The organism is Synechococcus sp. W60.3 (genome assembly GCF_047502615.1).
Lineage (GTDB): Bacteria > Cyanobacteriota > Cyanobacteriia > Thermostichales > Thermostichaceae > Thermostichus.
The window spans coordinates 42,764-57,746 of record NZ_JANSHJ010000008.1; the positions used below are offsets into that span (position 1 = coordinate 42,764).

Consider the following 14,983-nt stretch of genomic DNA (forward strand, 5'->3'; position numbering starts at 1 on the left):
CCCCTCTCGCCGACGGTCTATATTGAACTAGTTCGGGATCCGAAGAGGACGTCATTAGCGGTGCGGAGCACAATCAAGTGTCGATGGGGAAGGATAGCTCTGATAGGTTTCTTGGCAGCATTCCTCGCTCCTGCCCCTGCCATCTCTTTGCCTGCCTTCCCACCTCCTCCTGAGAAGACCTCGGCCCCAAACACCGCTTCCGAGTTCAACTGGCAGGGATCCCTCAAGTTGCTGCGGGGGGATCCCGTGGCTGCCCTGTCGGATCTGGATCGGGCGGTGCAGTTGGATCCCACCTATGCGCCAGCCTACGTTAACCGCAGCTACGTTTACAACCAGTTGCGCCAGCCCCAAAAGGCCCTGGCCGATGCGGAGCGGGCCATCCAGTTGGATCCAGGGATCCCGGAAGCCTACTTCAGTCGCGGCGTAGCCCACTTGCAACTGGGGGATCGAGAGGCTGCCATGGCCGACTTTCGCCAGGCTTTGGCTCTCTTTTCCAAGAGCGGCAACTTTGCCGACCAAACCATCCTGCAGCAACTGCTGCGCCAGTTGGGGGTGGAGTAGTCGCCCTTGGATTGGATCTAGAACCATCTCGGAGTTAGGCAAACCGAGGTTCTCCCAACCACTCGGCCAGGGAAACGGCCTGGGCCTGCAGCCCGAAAACTTCACAAAAAGATTGCACCAAAACTGGGGCCACGGCAGCCATCGTCACCCCCGGACAAAACTGCACCAGGGATCCCACGGGCCGGTCAGGGATCCCACAGGGCACGATGGCTTGGAAGGCAGCTAGATCCGGACAAACGTTGAGGGCAAAGCCGTGGTAGGTAACCCAGCGGGAGACCTTGATGCCGATGGCCGCCACCTTGTGGCCTTGCACCCAAACCCCTGTTAGGCCAGGGATCCGCTCCCCCTGCAGGCCGAAGTGGGCCACAGTCTGGATGAGCACCTCTTCTAGGTGGCGCAGGTAGCGATGCAGATCCGGCTGGCCGTGGGAGCCGTAGACAGTCCTATGGCGCTTTAGGTTGAGCAGGGCATAACCCACCCACTGGCCCGGCCCGTGGTAGGTCACTTCGCCGCCCCGCTCCACCCGCAGGATCTCCGGCCCCTCAGTAACAGGGGACTCTGGCTGAGTGTCTGGAGATCCTATCTGTCCAGCCAGGCTTTTGAGAAACTTGGGATCGGCCCCCGCCCCCAGGGTGTAGACCGGCGGGTGGGTGAGCAACAAAAGCCCATCTGGCACCTGGGGATCGCGGATCATCTGGGCCAACCTGACTTGCTGCCAAGCCCACGCCCTGCGGTAGGGCACCTCTCCCGCCTGGTGAACTTGGAGAACCGGCCCCGCCTCAAGCTCCTGCCAAAACGCCCTCAAGGTCTATCTGCCCTTAGCTGACCGGCAGGCCGATCTGCGCCCGCAACCGCTCCACCAGGGCGCGAGGCTGCAACAGCCCCTCGATGCGGTCAACCGGCTTCCCGTCTTTGAACAGGATGAGAGTCGGCACAGCGTAGATCCCCCAGCGGGCAGCAATGTTGGGGTATTTATCTATATCCACCTTCACGAAGGAAATAGCATCCCCCACCTGCGGCTTCACCTGCTCCAACACCTGAGCCATCACCTGACAGGGACCACACCAGGTAGCGTAAAAGTCCACCAGAATGGGAGTTTTGGATCCCTGGATCATGTCGTCAAAGCTCTTGAACTGCTGTTTTTGGGCCATGGGCAACCTCCAAAGGATGCGGCAAAAAACTTAGGGTGCAATCTATTTTTAGTCTAACTGTTTGAGATGAAGGTGTAGATAGGGATCCTGCTACAGGGTGCTGGCGGTTTCCCGGTAGGATGGCTAGGGCTGGGGAGCGTACCTGTAGTCTAGGGTGCAGGCCTGAAGGAAGGGGCAGACTTGAGCAGGGTTTAAGGAGTGGGATCCCAATGGCAACCATTCGGATGGTGAGCCGAGGTGTGGTGGCTGGCGTATTGGCTGGCATGGTCTTGAGCCTCTGGGGGATCGGGCGCTGGCTTTGGGATCCCTCGGCCTGGATCCAGGTGGTGGCCGGGCTGCTCCTAAGTGTGGCGACGTTGCTGTACTGGCTGAAGACCCGCCCCGCCGACTGTCTGCTGGTGGAGCCCCAGAGCTGGCGCCTCAGCCGCCTCAGCCCTCATCGCTGGCTTATCCAGGCCGAGTTTGTGGCCCGCAACCTCAACCCCCTTTTTGAGGTCACCTTGGCCCAGGTGCAGCCGCGGCTGCATCTGCTCAGCGCCGGCTCCCTCGAAGGGATCCAAAGTAGGATCCGCCTGCGCTCCCGCCATCCGGATCTGCCCCCCCGCCCAGACAACTACTGGCAGGCCTACATCATCTCCCCCCAAAGCCAGACCGGCTTAGAAGTCGAGATCGAGCTAGAGGGGGAAGGGCTGGCAGATTTGCGCTCGGCCTGGCTGGAGTTGGACTACATCCAGTACGGGCGGCAACGGCGCACCCTGAAGACCAGCCACCTGATCCTGCCCTTGCAGGAAGTGGAGCCCTTGCCGGAGCTGGCCTGGCAGCAGCAGGGGCTGGTGAGTTGGGCTCCTGTTCCCACCCATCTGCTTACCCCCAGCGACGACCTAGCCGAGGTGCTGCGGCACTACGTAGGCCCCCATATCCAGCCCGGCGATATTGTGGCCATCTCGGAAAGCGCGGCGGCCATCGTCCAGGGCAACTTTCGCCATCCCCTGCAGGTGCAGCCCGGCTGGCTGGCCCGCACCCTCTGCTACTTCTTCCCTTCCAAAACCAGTCTCTCAAGCTGCTATGGGATGCAGACGTTGATCGACTGTTCGGGGGCCTGGCGGGTGTTGGGGGCTTTTGTCGTCGGATCCCTGGCCAAATTGCTGGGGATCCGCGGAGCCTTCTACGCCCTGGCGGGGGAGCAGGCGGCCTTGATCGACGATGTCACCGGCACTTTGCCCCCCTACGACCAGTTCATCGTCTTGGGGCCGCGGGATCCGGCCAAGCTGGTGGCCGAGCTCCATGCCCAGACCGGCTACGAGGTGGCCATTGTCGATGCCAACGATCTAGGCGAAGTAAGCGTTCTGGCAACCAGCCCTGGCGTGGAGGAGGAGCTGGTGGAGCAGGCGCTGCGCAAGAACCCAGCCGGCAATGCGGCAGAGCAAACGCCGATTGTGCTCATCCGGAAGCGGCTGCCGGCATAGAGTTCGTCTGAGACTTGAGAACCTGCATCGCCTGGTGGGTCGACAAGAAGAAGCGCTCGGCGCCCACTTTCTCCACAAACCCAGCCCTTTTGAGGCGATCCATCACCGGCCCCTTCACCTCGGCCAGGGCAAAGCCCACCCCCATTTGCTGCAGACGTTCTACCAACTGGGCCAGGGCCTCCAAAGCGCTGCCGTCGACGAAGTTAATGGCGCTGGCCACCAGCAGCACCTGTTCCACTGCTGGCCGCGCTGCTACCTCCTGCAGGATGGACTCCTGCAGGTAGGCCGCGTTGGCAAAAAACAGGCTTTCATCCACCCGCACCGCCAAGATGCGCGGATCGGTAATCACCTCATGGCGCAGCACGTTGCGGTAGTGCTCGGTGCCCGGCACCTGGCCAACAATGGCGATGTGGGGACGGCTGGCCCGCCAAAGAAAGAGCAGGATGGAAACCAGCACCCCCAGCCCAATCCCCGGCTCCACCCCGATCCCCAACACGCTGGCAAAGGTGACCAGCCAAACCAAGGCATCGCCGCGGTCGTAGCGCCAGCTCTGCAGCAAGGGGTGAAAATCCACCAACCCCAACACGGCTACCAAAACAATAGCTGCCAAGGTCGTCTGGGGCAGGAAGGTAAACAGGGGCATCAGCCAGATCACGGCCAGGGCTATCAGGGATCCCGTGACCACCGAGGCCAGGCCGCTGTTGGCCCCGGCCTGAGCGTTAACCACCGAGCGGCTGATCCCACCGGTTACCGGGTAGCCACCACTCACGGCTGCCGCCAGGTTGGCCACCCCCAGGGCCACCAGATCCTGGTTGGGATCCACTTTCTGGCGCCGCTGGCTGGCCAGCGACTGCCCCACCGCATAGCTTTCCGTAAAGCCCACCAAGCTGATGGCCAAAGCTGTGGGCAGCAAAGCTCTCCACTCTGCCCAGCTCAGCCAAGGGAAGGCCAGGGAGGGCAGGCCAGCCGGAATGGATCCCACCACCGCCACCCCTGATCTTTCCGAGAGGTTCAACCCCCACACCAGCAGCGTGGTCAGGAAGACGGCTCCCAGCGGCGCGCCCTTGGTGAGAAGTAGGCCCCAGAGGGGTGGGATCCCCCAGCGGCGCAGTTGAGCGGGGAGCTTCTGCTGGGCGTACACCAAGAGGGTGATGGCCAACAGCCCCAGCCCCAGAGTGACCCAGTTTACCCCCTCCAAGCTCTGCCAGAGCCGTTGCAGCAGCAGCCAGAAGGACTCGGTGTTGGCGATCTTCACCCCCAGCAGATGGCGGAGCTGGCTGAAGGCGATGATCAAGGCTGCCGCGCTGCCGAAGGCCGTTACCACTGAGTGGCTCAAGAAATTGGCCAGAAACCCCAAGCGCAGCAGACCTACCCCTACTTGGATCAAGCCCGCTTCCAGGGCCAAGCCCAGCGCCAGCCGGCCATACTCCGGGCTGCCCGGCTCCGCCAGCGGCTCCAAGCCCGCGGCCACCAGCAGGGAGATGATGGCCACCGGCCCCACCGACAAAGCCCGGCTGGATCCCAGAAAGCCGTAGGCGATCACCGGCAGGATGCTGGCGTAGAGGCCCGCCTGGGGAGGCAGCCCGGCCAGCAGCGCGTAGGCCATGCTCTGGGGCACTAGGAGAGTGGCTGTAACCAGTCCGGCAATGAGATCCCCTGGTAGATCCTCTGGCCGATAGCGAAGCCACCACAAGGAATCCCTGGTAAAGGGCAGGTAGCGCGCCAGGATTCTCTGGGGGGAAGGGATCCCACTCATAGGGCCTGACCTCGGTTCCAGGGCATGCGGGCCAAAAGCAGCGCCAGACCACAGGTGTTGGTGATCCCGGCAAACACCAGCCCAGCTCCCACAAAGCCGCTCAACACCAGCCAGGCCGGATGGACAAAGGCTCCCAGCAAGGTTCCGGTGAGCACCAGGGATCCCGCCGCAATTTGCACCTGCCGCATTAGAGAAATGGGCGCGTTGCGGGTGCGGGTGGTGGGCAGCTTGGCAGCCTTCCAAGCCTCAATCCCGCCTTTTAGACTAAGCACCTCCGGCCAGCCGTGGTCTAGCAACTGACAGGCAGCGCGGATGGAGCGGTTGCCCATGCGACACTGCAACACCACCGGTTTTTCCGGCGTCGAGGCCGGCACCCTGGCCGGGTCAAAGGTAGATAGAGGCATGTTGATCGCCCCTGGGATCCGCTCATCGGCATATTCTCCCGGCTCCCGCACATCGATGAGCTGTACCCGCCCTTGGTCCAGCCACTGCTTTAAGGTCAGGGCGTCGATCTCCTTGAGACGGGGATCCCGTTCCTGCTGAGCGGAAGGCGTAGGATTTTGTCGGGCTACAGTCATTGGTTTCCTCCTCGGGTAACTAACCTTCTTCCTCAAGCAACCTGCTGGGCTCGCCGGGGTAAAACTGGCTATCCAGGATTTGCTCGGGAGCGTAAGGACACGTCTTGGGAAAAGTCTTTCTGGGCAGCTTTGTCTCTTCCAGGGCCAGCTGCAGCGCCCTCAAGTAAGACTTGGAGATGGCCTCCGGCAAATAGGGCCTCAAGCTGGGGTTTTCTTCCAACAGATCCAGAACTTCCTGTCGCTGCACCTGTAGGGTAAGAAGCCAGCTTACAGATCTAGCCTGCGGCTGATACTCCCATTTCAGAAGGTGCCCCACCAAAACCCCTAGCCGGTTGCGCAGCTCTTGCCGCTGTTGCCTGCCCAACGATTCCATCTCCTCAATCAAATGGGGCAGGTCTAGCTTCTCCCAAGCCCGCTCCCGCAGAAATTGAGCTTGTTGCTGAGTCCAAGCATAGAAATCCTTCTCATAGAGACTTTCTGGATCCACTCTCAACCCTCCCATTTCTGACCCGCCGGCTCAGAGAAGTCTAGCTAGCCCCGCAGGCTTTACAGCCAGGCTCTCCCACCCAAGAGGGTTTGCCCCACTAAACCGCGGCTGCCACTTGGCCACACTGCTCGTTGGCGGGCACTGCTTCCTGGATCTTTTTGGGCTGAGGTAGGTTGAGGCTGTTCATCAGGGCGATGAAGCTCTCCCGCGAACGCAAATTTCCGGTCTCCGGATCCACAAAGCGGGGGTTCCAGCGCTTCTCTTCGCCAATAGTGGAGACGGTGTGCCCCCGGTAGTCATGGCCGGGATAGACCAACGTCTCGTCCGGCAGGGTAAACAGGTGCTGGGTAACATGGTCATACATCAGGCCGGGATCCCCGCTCTGGAAATCCGTGCGCCCACAGCCGCGAATGAGCAGGGCATCGCCGGTAAGAACGCGATCCCCATTGACGCGATAGGTCATGTGGCTGTCGGTGTGGCCCAGGGTGGCGATGGCCTCGATGACAATGGATCCCACCTGCAGCGTTTCCCCATGGCCGATAAAGCGATCCGCACATTGCGCCTTGGCCTGAACCGGCACCACCCCTTGGCAGCCGGTCAGCTCGCGCAGCTTGCCAGTGCCGGTGATGTGATCGGCGTGGACGTGGGTTTCCAAGCAGTACTTCAAGGTCAGACCCAGCTCTCGAATTAACTTCAAGTCCCGCTCCACCTGCTCCAAAACGGGATCCACCAGAGCTGCCTCGCGGGTGTCTGGGTCTGCGATTAAATAGGTGTAGGTGCTCGTCTCGGTGTCGAACAGTTGGCGAAATAGCATGCTGCCCTCCTGTCTGTTGGCAAAACCCGAACGCGATCCAATTCGGGCCTCTAGATCTACTGTATAACTATTTAGTGTTAAAATCAAGCCAGCGCATCCCTTAAGACAGGCTATGGATTGGGACGAGCTCGTGAAAGGTGGCAAAGACGAGTGCCAGTTGACCCTGACGCCAGAAGTGCTGACCAGCGTAGCGGATTACTTCAAGGTTTTGGCGGAGCCCAGCCGGCTGCAGATCCTGTGTCAGTTGCGCTCGGGGCCCAAGAACGTCACCCAGATCTTAGAGGCCACCGGCATGGGCCAGGCCAACGTTTCCAAACATCTCAAGATCTTGGCGCAGGCAGGGATCGTCAGCCGCGAGCCCAGGGGCGTGAGCGTCTACTACCAAGTTGCCGATCCCATCTGCTTTGAGCTGTGCGAGGTGGTGTGCAAGCAGTTGATCGAGCGGCTCAAGCAGCAAGCCCGGCAATTGCAGCCGCTGGCAGCCCTTCACTCCGGCAGGCTGAGCCGGGAAGGCTCCTGAGGGCGGGGGCGGCGCAGCATCAGGGGAAGGCTCAGCAGCCCAAACAGGGCCACCACCGCAGCCATGATCCAGACGAGAAAACGGCTGGGGCGAAAGTTGCCCGCCTCGATTTGCCGCATCACCTGGTTGTAGCGCCAGGTTGAAAGGCCAATTGTCAGGATCCCAAAGATCACCAACAGGAGGCCCAGGTTCTGGGTACTCAAGAGGCCGTGGCTCGGGGAGGGCTGCTCGGGGGAGCTGGAAGCTTCGATCTGCTGCAGAAAGAGGCTGAAGCGGGTGAGGGCAAAACCAAAGGCAATGAGAGCCACAGAGGTGCGCAGCCAAGCCAGAAAGGTGCGCTCGTTGGCCTGGTGTTCCCGTTGGCGATCCGGGGGCAGGTTCATGGGCTGAAGGGATCCCTCAGGGGCTAATTTTAAGGCAGCGGGGATCGGGCAAGCTGGCCTTTTCCGGCTGGCGGGGGAAATAAAAGGCGGTACGCCGGCAGATCTCCACCAACATCAACATCACCGGCACCTCGATCAACACCCCTACGACGGTGGCCAGGGCGGCCCCTGAGTTCAAGCCAAACAGCACCACCGCCGTTGCAATGGCCACCTCAAAGTGGTTGCTGGCGCCGATTAAAGCTGCCGGAGCCGCATCCTCATAGCACAAGCCCAGTTTCTGGGCTGCCACATAGGTGATGCCGAAAATGAGGTTGGTTTGAACGAAAAGAGGCACTGCGATCAACAAAATGTGGAAGGGATTTTCCACAATGAGATCCCCTTTAAAAGCAAAAAGAAGCACCAACGTCACCAGCAAGGCGGCGATGGCAATGGGGTTGAGGTAGCGCAAAAAAGCTTTTTCAAACCATTCCCGGCCCTTGGTTTTGAGAATCCAATAGCGGGAGGCTGCTCCTGCAACTAACGGTAGGCCCACATAGACGGCCACCGACAGCAAAATGGTTTGCCAGGGCACCGTTAAATCGCTCATGGCCAGCAGCCAGCGGCCCAGCGGTGCGTAGAGGAAGAGCATGGTTAAAGAGTTCACCGCCACCATCACCAGGGTGTGGCCCTGGTTGCCATAGCTGAGATAGCCCCACATCAGCACCATGGCTGTACAAGGAGCAATGCCCAACAAAATGGCCCCGGCAATGTAGGAGCTGCTGAGGCTAATCTCTGTGCCGCGGATGATTTCCGTGCCGGTTATCCAAGGGGCAAACAGCCACCCCAAAAAAAACTGGGCGATCACCACCATGGTAAAGGGCTTCACCAGCCAGTTCACGGCCAGGGTCAACAGCACTGGCTTGGGAGATTTCAAAGCATAGGCTGCCTGGCCGAAGTCAATTTTCACCATGATGGGATACATCATGAAAAACAGGCAGACGGCAATGGGAAGGGAGACCTGATAGAGGCTCAAGGCATCCAAAGCCTCGGCCACGCCCGGAAACCATCGCCCCAGGAGGATCCCGGCAACAATACACAGGGCCACCCAAAGGGTGAGATAGCGCTCAAAAAAGCTCAGGGAGCCGCCGCTGGGGAGAGCTTTGGGGTCAGATGCGGTTAGGGCCATGATCAAAAGCCGCGTTCCTGTGTGCTCTGTCAGGATACATCAAAACAACTTGTTTGGTATGCCCCCAACTTACCCAGAGGCGGGATCCCTCCGGAGAAAGGTAGTGGCAGCGGCGTAAAATGGAGCTGGCAAGCGGAGGAGAAGCAAAAAGTGATCAAACCCCACTCTGCCCATCTGTTGACCCCCGACTTCCGCCTCAGCTTGGCAGTGCTGGCTTTGGCGGTGCCGCTGTTGTGGCTCTCGTTTTGGCTAGGGTTGGGAGTGGGGTTGTTTGGCCTGTTTTTGCTGGTACAGACCTGTCTGATCGGGCTGGCCTTTACCCGCACGGCGCTGCAGGTCTACAGCGGCTCCCGGCGCATCCGCGAGTTCCCCTACAGCGAGTGGCAGGACTGGCAGATCTTCTGGCGGCCGGTGCCGATTTTGTTTTTCTTCCGAGAAAGCCGGAGCATTCACTTTTTGCCGATGCTCTTCAACCCGGTCGAGCTGCGCATCTGCCTGGAGGAGCGGCTAGGCCACCTGCATGCCCGACGGCAGGGATCCCCTTTCCACCCATCAGGCCGATGAGCGGTTCCGGGGGCTGGGTTTGGCAAGAGGCAGGGAGATGGCGTTGGCTGCAGTGTCAACTGCTGGCGGGGTGGCCCCATGCTTTTGGCTGTCGTCAAGCTTCCCCCTATCAACCAGCCGATATGGCCGACCAGTTGCAACTCCTCCCAGAACGAGCTGCGTGGGGCCACCAGGTGCATGGCTGTCGCTGGACGTGGGCGGATGCAGTTGTCTTCTCCCAGGGGAGGGCTTCAGGTTCTCACGTCGGGGAAGGGAGTTTCGCCCGTCCCGAAGCAGATGCCGTGATCGCCCGTCGCCCAGGGGACTCGGCCTGGGTTTGCACTGCCGACTGTGTGCCCATTTTGGTGGCCAGCCCCCACTGGGTGGCCGCAGTTCACGCCGGCTGGAGGGGGACGGCTGCCGGCATCCTGACTAAGGTGCTGCAGGCCTTTCTCCAGGGGGGGATCCCTGCCAGCCAAATCCGCATTGCCCTGGGGCCGGCCATCTCCGGGCCAGCCTACCAGGTTTCTCAGGAAGTGGCCGAGCAGGTGCTGCAGTCGCTGCCTTCAGGGGTAGACCCACAACCTGCCCTCTGGCCAGATCCTCTGCCGGGTAAGGTGCGCCTGGATCTGCGCTGGATCAACCGCGCCCAGGCCGAAGCTCAGGGGATCCCGCCGGAGCACATCGCCATCAGTCCTCATTGCACCTTTGGCCAGCCTCAGGATTTCTTTTCCTATCGCCGCGAGGGGGCCTTAGAGGATGACCAGGGCCGTCGTTGCGTGCAGTGGTCGGCGATTGGCCTGCCAAAGGCGGCTTTTGACAAATCCTAGCTGCCAAAAATAGCAGCTATAATTGCCCTCAAAACTCAACCCTATCTCGCGGGGGAGGGATCCCATGCTTTGCCGGCTTGCCCTTCGGGGGTTGGTTTGGGTGGCTTTGTCTTTCCCTTTTGCCTTTGTCGGAGAAGCCCCTGCCCAGACCTCTCTGACGGGCATCAACCGCGACAACGTACTGCAACTGAACATCGGGCCCGGACGCCGCCTGGCTCCAGGGCCCGCAAAGGGTTCCGGCTCCGAGCAAGGCCAGGATCCCACCGTTCCCTCGGCGCTGATGTGGGCAGAGTGGCATATCCGCGCCAATGTTTGTACCGGCAACCTATCTGCCGAAGAATTGGCGGAGCTGTTTCCCTTGGTCAACCAAGAGTTAGTAGATGCCGTTTGTCAAGGGGGAAGTTAGCCGGCTTGCCCAGGCAAGCGGTAAGGTGAAAAGAAAGCTCTCAGGTTGCTGCTGCATGGATTTTGAGAAGCTCTTGGAGGAATGGGTGGCAGCCTTCACCCAGGCGGCGGAAGAAAGCCTCACCGCTTTGGAAGCCGCCCTGACGGAGTTGGCGGAACACCTGGCCGCACCTCTCCAAGAAACCCTTCGGCAGTGGGAAGCCTTCTGGAGCCTGGAGGAGGAGCCGCAGCCCGGTTCAGAGCTCGATGAGGAAACGTTCAACCCTGCTGAGGGGGAGTCCTTCAGCACCAGCCGTTTCTTCGTCAGCCCACTGGGGTTCGGGGGTGTAGTTGTTTATACTTATGTCGCTTCGCCGCCTGGCTGGATTGGGGATCCCACCTGTCGCTACAATGCCCTTTCCCCGGAGTTGCGCTGTGCCGTCAACCCCTATGGCCCCTGTGAAGGCTGCCCCCACTATGAGCCGCGAGAGCGGAGCCCTTCGCGTTAGCCGGCCTGAGGGCTTTCGCCATGCAGGGTAGCCGCCTCATTGTTGCTCTAGATACCGCTTCTTGGGAGCAGGCCCTGAAGTGGGTGGATCGCCTGCCCCAGGTGCTGTGGTGGAAGGTGGGCCTGGAGCTGTTTACGGCTGTTGGCCCTCAGATTTTGCAGGCCCTTAAGGAACGGGGCAAGCGCATTTTTCTCGATTTAAAGCTGCACGACATTCCCCACACAGTGGGGCGGGCCGCTCAGGTGGCCGTTGGTTATGGGGTGGATCTGCTCACCGTTCATGCCGCTGGCGGCAGTGCCATGTTGCGGGCAGCAGTGGCCGCCACCCAGGGCAGTTCTTGCCGGCTGTTGGCAGTTACTCTTCTCACCAGCCTTGGCCCCGACCAGGTGCGGCAGGAGTTGGGCGTTGAACGAGATCCCGGCGACTATGTGTTGCAGTTGGCGCGGCTAGCTCTGGATCAAGGCGTGAGCGGGCTGGTCTGCTCCCCCCAGGAAGTGGGACGGCTACGGCAGGCTTTGGGGCCGGAGGTGCTGCTGGTAACCCCAGGGATCCGCCTTGGGGATCCAGAAGCGGAGGACGACCAGCGGCGGGTCTGCACCCCCGCGGCAGCGCTGCGGGCGGGGGCCGATTATTTGGTGGTGGGCCGCCCCATCACGGCGGCTGCGGATCCCGTTTCGGCCTGGCAACGCTTTCAAGCTGTAGAGGAAGCGATCGGCTGAGGATTGGGGCAATGCCGTTCCTAGGCTGGTGTAGCCGGCGAAGAAGACAAGCGGGCGGGTATCTTTTCCCCCACCCCGCCCGAGGGGGGTGGCGGATAGGTTTGTCGGCGGCTTTGGGGTTGTGCTGCCTTACTGCCACAGCAGCCAGAGGAGAAGTTTGTGCTGCCGATCCGCAAACCTGGGCTGAAGCCCTGACAGAGCAGTTGCCCTTGTTTCTCAATTTGGCCTTGAGCCGCGCCCGCTCAGACTTTCAGGTGGTGTTGGTGGGCCGGCCAGAGGCCGAACTCCTCTCTGCCGAGGAGCTGGCCCAGCTTCTGCCGGATAGCCCAGCCGCCTCGGCTTCCCAAGGCTTTCGCTTGTATTTCACCACGCTGGAGCGCCGCTTGGTTCTGCCCCAGCAGCCCGAGCGGGAGGATAACCCCCTAGCCGGTCGGCGCAGCGAAACCCTGCAACTGGCTTATGAAGCTTATGTGCTGCGGGCTACACCTGGGGATCCCTGGCAACTGGTGCGCCTGCAGGTTACCGGCGCCGGTGTTCCTGTCCGCGACGTCACCGAAGGACTGACCGCCCAAGCCATTCGTCGCTGGCAGGAGGCTGGGTGTCCCTTGACGGGCGATCTAGAGTTGACTAGGCCTACCCTATGAAGTTTCCCCCCGCCATGCCTCCTCAGGGCAAACGGCTGTCTCGTCCCTCTTTTCCTCAACTGAGCCTGTCCAGGGCGGACAAACGTCGGCACCACCGCCCAGACGGGCTCAGTTGGGTGAGCCACTGGCTGCTGTGGGGAGGGATGGGGTTGCTGCTGGGTCAGCGGCTCCGCTTTGTGGGGCAACCGGCTCAGATGCTGTGGTGGCGCGCTGTGCCCATCAGTGGCCCTGAGGGATCCCTGCCCCCTGTCCAAGCGGAACTGCCTCTCTACCATTCAATTGCAAACGGGCTACTGCCCTGGCTGGCTGAGGGAACCGGGATCCCCCCCGAAGGGATCCTGCGAGCTGTCTCGGCCCTGGCCTGCCTGGTAATCCTGCTGTTGTGCTGGAGCTGGGGCAATTTCTGGAGCGCTGGCCTGTGGGGACTCAGCCCCTGGGTGCTGACCCAGGGTTTGGAGCCGGGCAACGAGATCTTGGCCAGCCTGGTCTTGTTGGTCAGCAGCGGTGTTGGACCGGGATCCCGCCTGCGCTGGGGGGGTTTGGCGCTGGCCTGTGCCTTGAGCTACAAAGTTTGGCTCTTGGCCCTGCTCTGGGGGGCGCTATGGACTAGCCAACACTGGCCGCGGCAGCGGTTGCAAGGGCTACTCTGGCTGCTGCTGGTGATTGGCCTCTCCTGGTTGCTGCGGGTCGAGCTGCCCGCCGATCCCTTCACCGGGACAGAGCGCTTTCCTACGGCGACGGTGTCCTATTCGCTCACCAGCCAAAGCGGCCTGGCTGTTCTGGCCACCTTGATGTTGCCCTTGGGGCTGGCCTTGGTGCGGCTGGGTTGGCCCTGGGCGGAGCGCCAACAAACCCTGCTCAGCTTGGCTGGTTTGGGCCATGTCCTGTGGATGGGGGTGCTAGCAGCTTGGCTTTGGGATCCCCAGATGAACCTGTTGCAGCAAAGCGCCCGTTGGGGCCTGGTGGCCCTGCCCTTTTTGTGCCTGAGTGCCGGTGGCGTCTTGGCGGAGATCCCCTGCCGGGGCTGGCGACAGTTTTTGGGATCCCTGCTCTTAGCCAGCTCGTTCTTGTTATCGTGGCAAGCGTTGGCCTGAGTTCTTCTCCTGCCTTGAAGATTCGGATGCGGCCCCTCTTAGAGACCCTGTTCGCCCGGCGGGCCCAGGCGGTGATCCCGCCTCCTGTTGGCGCGGAGATCGCTGGGGCGGTGCCGGTAGTAACCAGTTTTACCTTTGGCCTGGCGGATCCGCGGTTGTTTCCCAAGGCCGACCTGGCGCGGGCGACAGCGGAGGTGTTGGCGGAAGATGGGGATGCTGCCCTCAATTACGGCGGCACCTTTGCCGGGTTGATCGAGGTGGTGCAGCAGTTGATGCGGGCCAGAGGGGTGGAGGCGCAGCCGGAAAACCTCTTGATCGGCTATGGCTCTGGGCAGATCCTTGGCCTCTTGCCCCAGGTCTTTGTGGAGCCGGGGGATGTGGTGATCGTGGAGGGGCCCACCTTCATGGGGGCGGTCAGCCGTTTTGCGGCGGCAGGGGCGCGTCTGATCTCGATCCCGGTGGATGGGGAGGGCATGGTGGTGGATCGCCTGGAAGAGGTGTTGCGCGAGCTAGCCCGCCAAGGGATCCCACCCCGCTTTATCTACACCATTCCCACCTTTCACAACCCTAGGGGCTGCACCCTCTCTTGGCCGCGGCGGCAGAAGCTGCTGCAGTTGGCGGCTGAATACGGCGTGGTGGTGGTGGAGGACGAGGCCTACTACGACCTGCGCTTTGTCGGGGATCCCTTGCCCAGTTTGGCCGCGCTGGATAAAGAGGGCTGGGTTCTGCACGTGGGCACCTTTTCCAAGATTGTGGCGCCGGGGGTGCGGGTGGGCTGGGCCTGTGGCCATCCCGAGATCATCCGCCGCTTGGAGATGTTTCGCAGCGAGGGATCCCTGGGGCCTTTTTTGGGCCGGGTGGTGGCCCGATACTGCGGGGAAGGCCGCCTAGAGAGCCACATTCAGCTTTTGATCCGCCGTTACCGAGAAAAGTGCCACCTGATGTTGGAGGCCATTGCTCAATGTTTTCCCCCTGAAGTCAAGGTGGAGGCCCCTGGGGGTGGATTCTTTATCTGGTGCGAGCTGCCCCCTCCCCTGAGTGCCGACACCTTGCTGCAGGCCACCCGAGCGCTGGGGGTAACTTTCTTGCCGGGTACCCACTGCTTTGCTGATGGCCAAGGGGATCACGCCCTGCGCCTCGCCTTCAGCTACCAACCGGAAGAGCGCATCCTCAGCGGCATCCAGATCCTCGGAGAGCAACTGTACAAACTCATGGGCCAACGATCAATATAGGAAAAAGAATCTGCTAGGGCAGCCACAAAGCGGCTCTTAACCTTCGGGGATTAGTAGGTTGGTCGCTCCAAATTGCGTTGAAACCGTTTGCCTTGATCCCCAGCTCCTTTTGTCCTTCGGGAGAGAAGTTGGGGGTGAGGGGAAAGG

Annotated in this window: 19 protein-coding genes; 11 read left to right on the forward strand and 8 right to left on the reverse strand. The window is 61.4% G+C overall.

What is annotated here, in order from left to right:
* The first annotated feature begins 111 nt into the window (after nt 1-111).
* Nucleotides 112-561 (forward strand): tetratricopeptide repeat protein, encoded by a 450-nt coding sequence (locus NW846_RS04565; protein ID WP_414515412.1) that lies wholly within the window; start codon nt 112-114, stop codon nt 559-561.
* 34 nt (nt 562-595) lie between these two features.
* Here NW846_RS04565 and lipB read toward each other — a convergent pair whose 3' ends face one another.
* Both lipB and trxA read right to left on the reverse strand, forming a co-directional pair.
* Nucleotides 596-1,366 (reverse strand): lipoyl(octanoyl) transferase LipB, encoded by a 771-nt coding sequence (lipB, locus tag NW846_RS04570; protein WP_099834870.1) that lies wholly within the window; start codon nt 1,364-1,366, stop codon nt 596-598.
* 13 nt (nt 1,367-1,379) lie between these two features.
* A complete protein-coding gene (trxA, locus tag NW846_RS04575) occupies nt 1,380-1,712 on the reverse strand; it encodes a thioredoxin (protein ID WP_011430556.1) in 333 nt (110 codons plus the stop codon).
* A gap of 209 nt (nt 1,713-1,921) precedes the next feature.
* On the opposite strand from trxA, the gene NW846_RS04580 reads away from it, so the two are divergent.
* Nucleotides 1,922-3,178 carry a coenzyme F420-0:L-glutamate ligase gene (locus NW846_RS04580; protein ID WP_240527862.1) on the forward strand — a complete coding sequence of 419 codons (1,257 nt, stop codon included), beginning with the start codon at nt 1,922-1,924 and terminating at the stop codon, nt 3,176-3,178.
* Here the strand turns inward: NW846_RS04580 and NW846_RS04585 are convergent.
* The 4 genes from NW846_RS04585 to NW846_RS04600 all read right to left on the reverse strand — a co-directional run bounded on the left by NW846_RS04585 (nt 3,153) and on the right by NW846_RS04600 (nt 6,813).
* Nucleotides 3,153-4,871 (reverse strand): SulP family inorganic anion transporter, encoded by a 1,719-nt coding sequence (locus NW846_RS04585; protein ID WP_414346463.1) that lies wholly within the window; start codon nt 4,869-4,871, stop codon nt 3,153-3,155. The two genes, NW846_RS04580 and NW846_RS04585, sit on opposite strands and share 26 nt — an antisense overlap.
* Before the next feature lie 59 nt (nt 4,872-4,930).
* Nucleotides 4,931-5,512, reverse strand: a complete 582-nt coding sequence (locus NW846_RS04590) for a rhodanese-like domain-containing protein (protein ID WP_414346460.1) — start codon at nt 5,510-5,512, stop codon at nt 4,931-4,933.
* 19 nt (nt 5,513-5,531) lie between these two features.
* Nucleotides 5,532-5,999 carry a DUF29 domain-containing protein gene (locus NW846_RS04595; RefSeq protein ID WP_099883888.1) on the reverse strand — a complete coding sequence of 156 codons (468 nt, stop codon included), beginning with the start codon at nt 5,997-5,999 and terminating at the stop codon, nt 5,532-5,534.
* 97 nt (nt 6,000-6,096) lie between these two features.
* A complete protein-coding gene (locus tag NW846_RS04600; RefSeq protein WP_414346457.1) occupies nt 6,097-6,813 on the reverse strand; it encodes an MBL fold metallo-hydrolase in 717 nt (238 codons plus the stop codon).
* A 112-nt stretch (nt 6,814-6,925) separates the two neighbouring features.
* On the opposite strand from NW846_RS04600, the gene NW846_RS04605 reads away from it, so the two are divergent.
* Nucleotides 6,926-7,333 (forward strand): ArsR/SmtB family transcription factor, encoded by a 408-nt coding sequence (locus NW846_RS04605; RefSeq protein WP_414346454.1) that lies wholly within the window; start codon nt 6,926-6,928, stop codon nt 7,331-7,333.
* Here the strand turns inward: NW846_RS04605 and NW846_RS04610 are convergent.
* Both NW846_RS04610 and arsB read right to left on the reverse strand, forming a co-directional pair.
* A complete protein-coding gene (locus NW846_RS04610) occupies nt 7,300-7,716 on the reverse strand; it encodes a YidH family protein (protein WP_011430549.1) in 417 nt (138 codons plus the stop codon). The genes NW846_RS04605 and NW846_RS04610 overlap by 34 nt on opposite strands.
* A 16-nt stretch (nt 7,717-7,732) precedes the next feature.
* Nucleotides 7,733-8,881, reverse strand: a complete 1,149-nt coding sequence (arsB, locus tag NW846_RS04615) for an ACR3 family arsenite efflux transporter (protein ID WP_099813388.1) — start codon at nt 8,879-8,881, stop codon at nt 7,733-7,735.
* 150 nt (nt 8,882-9,031) lie between these two features.
* On the opposite strand from arsB, the gene NW846_RS04620 reads away from it, so the two are divergent.
* From NW846_RS04620 to NW846_RS04655, 8 genes are all read left to right on the forward strand, one after another.
* Nucleotides 9,032-9,445 carry a DUF3119 family protein gene (locus NW846_RS04620; RefSeq protein ID WP_011430547.1) on the forward strand — a complete coding sequence of 138 codons (414 nt, stop codon included), beginning with the start codon at nt 9,032-9,034 and terminating at the stop codon, nt 9,443-9,445.
* Nucleotides 9,442-10,254 (forward strand): peptidoglycan editing factor PgeF, encoded by an 813-nt coding sequence (gene pgeF / locus NW846_RS04625; protein ID WP_011430546.1) that lies wholly within the window; start codon nt 9,442-9,444, stop codon nt 10,252-10,254. The genes NW846_RS04620 and pgeF overlap by 4 nt, the downstream gene beginning before the upstream one ends.
* Nucleotides 10,255-10,318: 64 nt before the next feature.
* Entirely contained in the window at nt 10,319-10,660 is a 342-nt protein-coding gene (locus NW846_RS04630) for a hypothetical protein (RefSeq protein WP_011430545.1), read from the forward strand.
* Between the two features lie 55 nt (nt 10,661-10,715).
* Complete coding sequence (locus NW846_RS04635; protein WP_414346448.1) at nt 10,716-11,147, forward strand: DUF6464 family protein; 432 nt, start codon at nt 10,716-10,718, stop codon at nt 11,145-11,147.
* 20 nt (nt 11,148-11,167) lie between these two features.
* A complete protein-coding gene (gene pyrF / locus NW846_RS04640; RefSeq protein ID WP_011430543.1) occupies nt 11,168-11,866 on the forward strand; it encodes an orotidine-5'-phosphate decarboxylase in 699 nt (232 codons plus the stop codon).
* Nucleotides 11,867-11,967: 101 nt separating this feature from the next.
* Entirely contained in the window at nt 11,968-12,510 is a 543-nt protein-coding gene (locus tag NW846_RS04645) for a hypothetical protein (protein ID WP_187147154.1), read from the forward strand.
* The gene (locus NW846_RS04650; protein WP_228375226.1) at nt 12,507-13,604 is read left to right on the forward strand and encodes a hypothetical protein; all 1,098 of its coding nucleotides are present in this window, start codon (nt 12,507-12,509) and stop codon (nt 13,602-13,604) included. Before NW846_RS04645 ends, NW846_RS04650 begins: the two co-directional genes overlap by 4 nt.
* 26 nt (nt 13,605-13,630) lie before the next feature.
* Complete coding sequence (locus tag NW846_RS04655; protein ID WP_414346444.1) at nt 13,631-14,836, forward strand: PLP-dependent aminotransferase family protein; 1,206 nt, start codon at nt 13,631-13,633, stop codon at nt 14,834-14,836.
* Nucleotides 14,837-14,983: the final 147 nt, after the last annotated feature.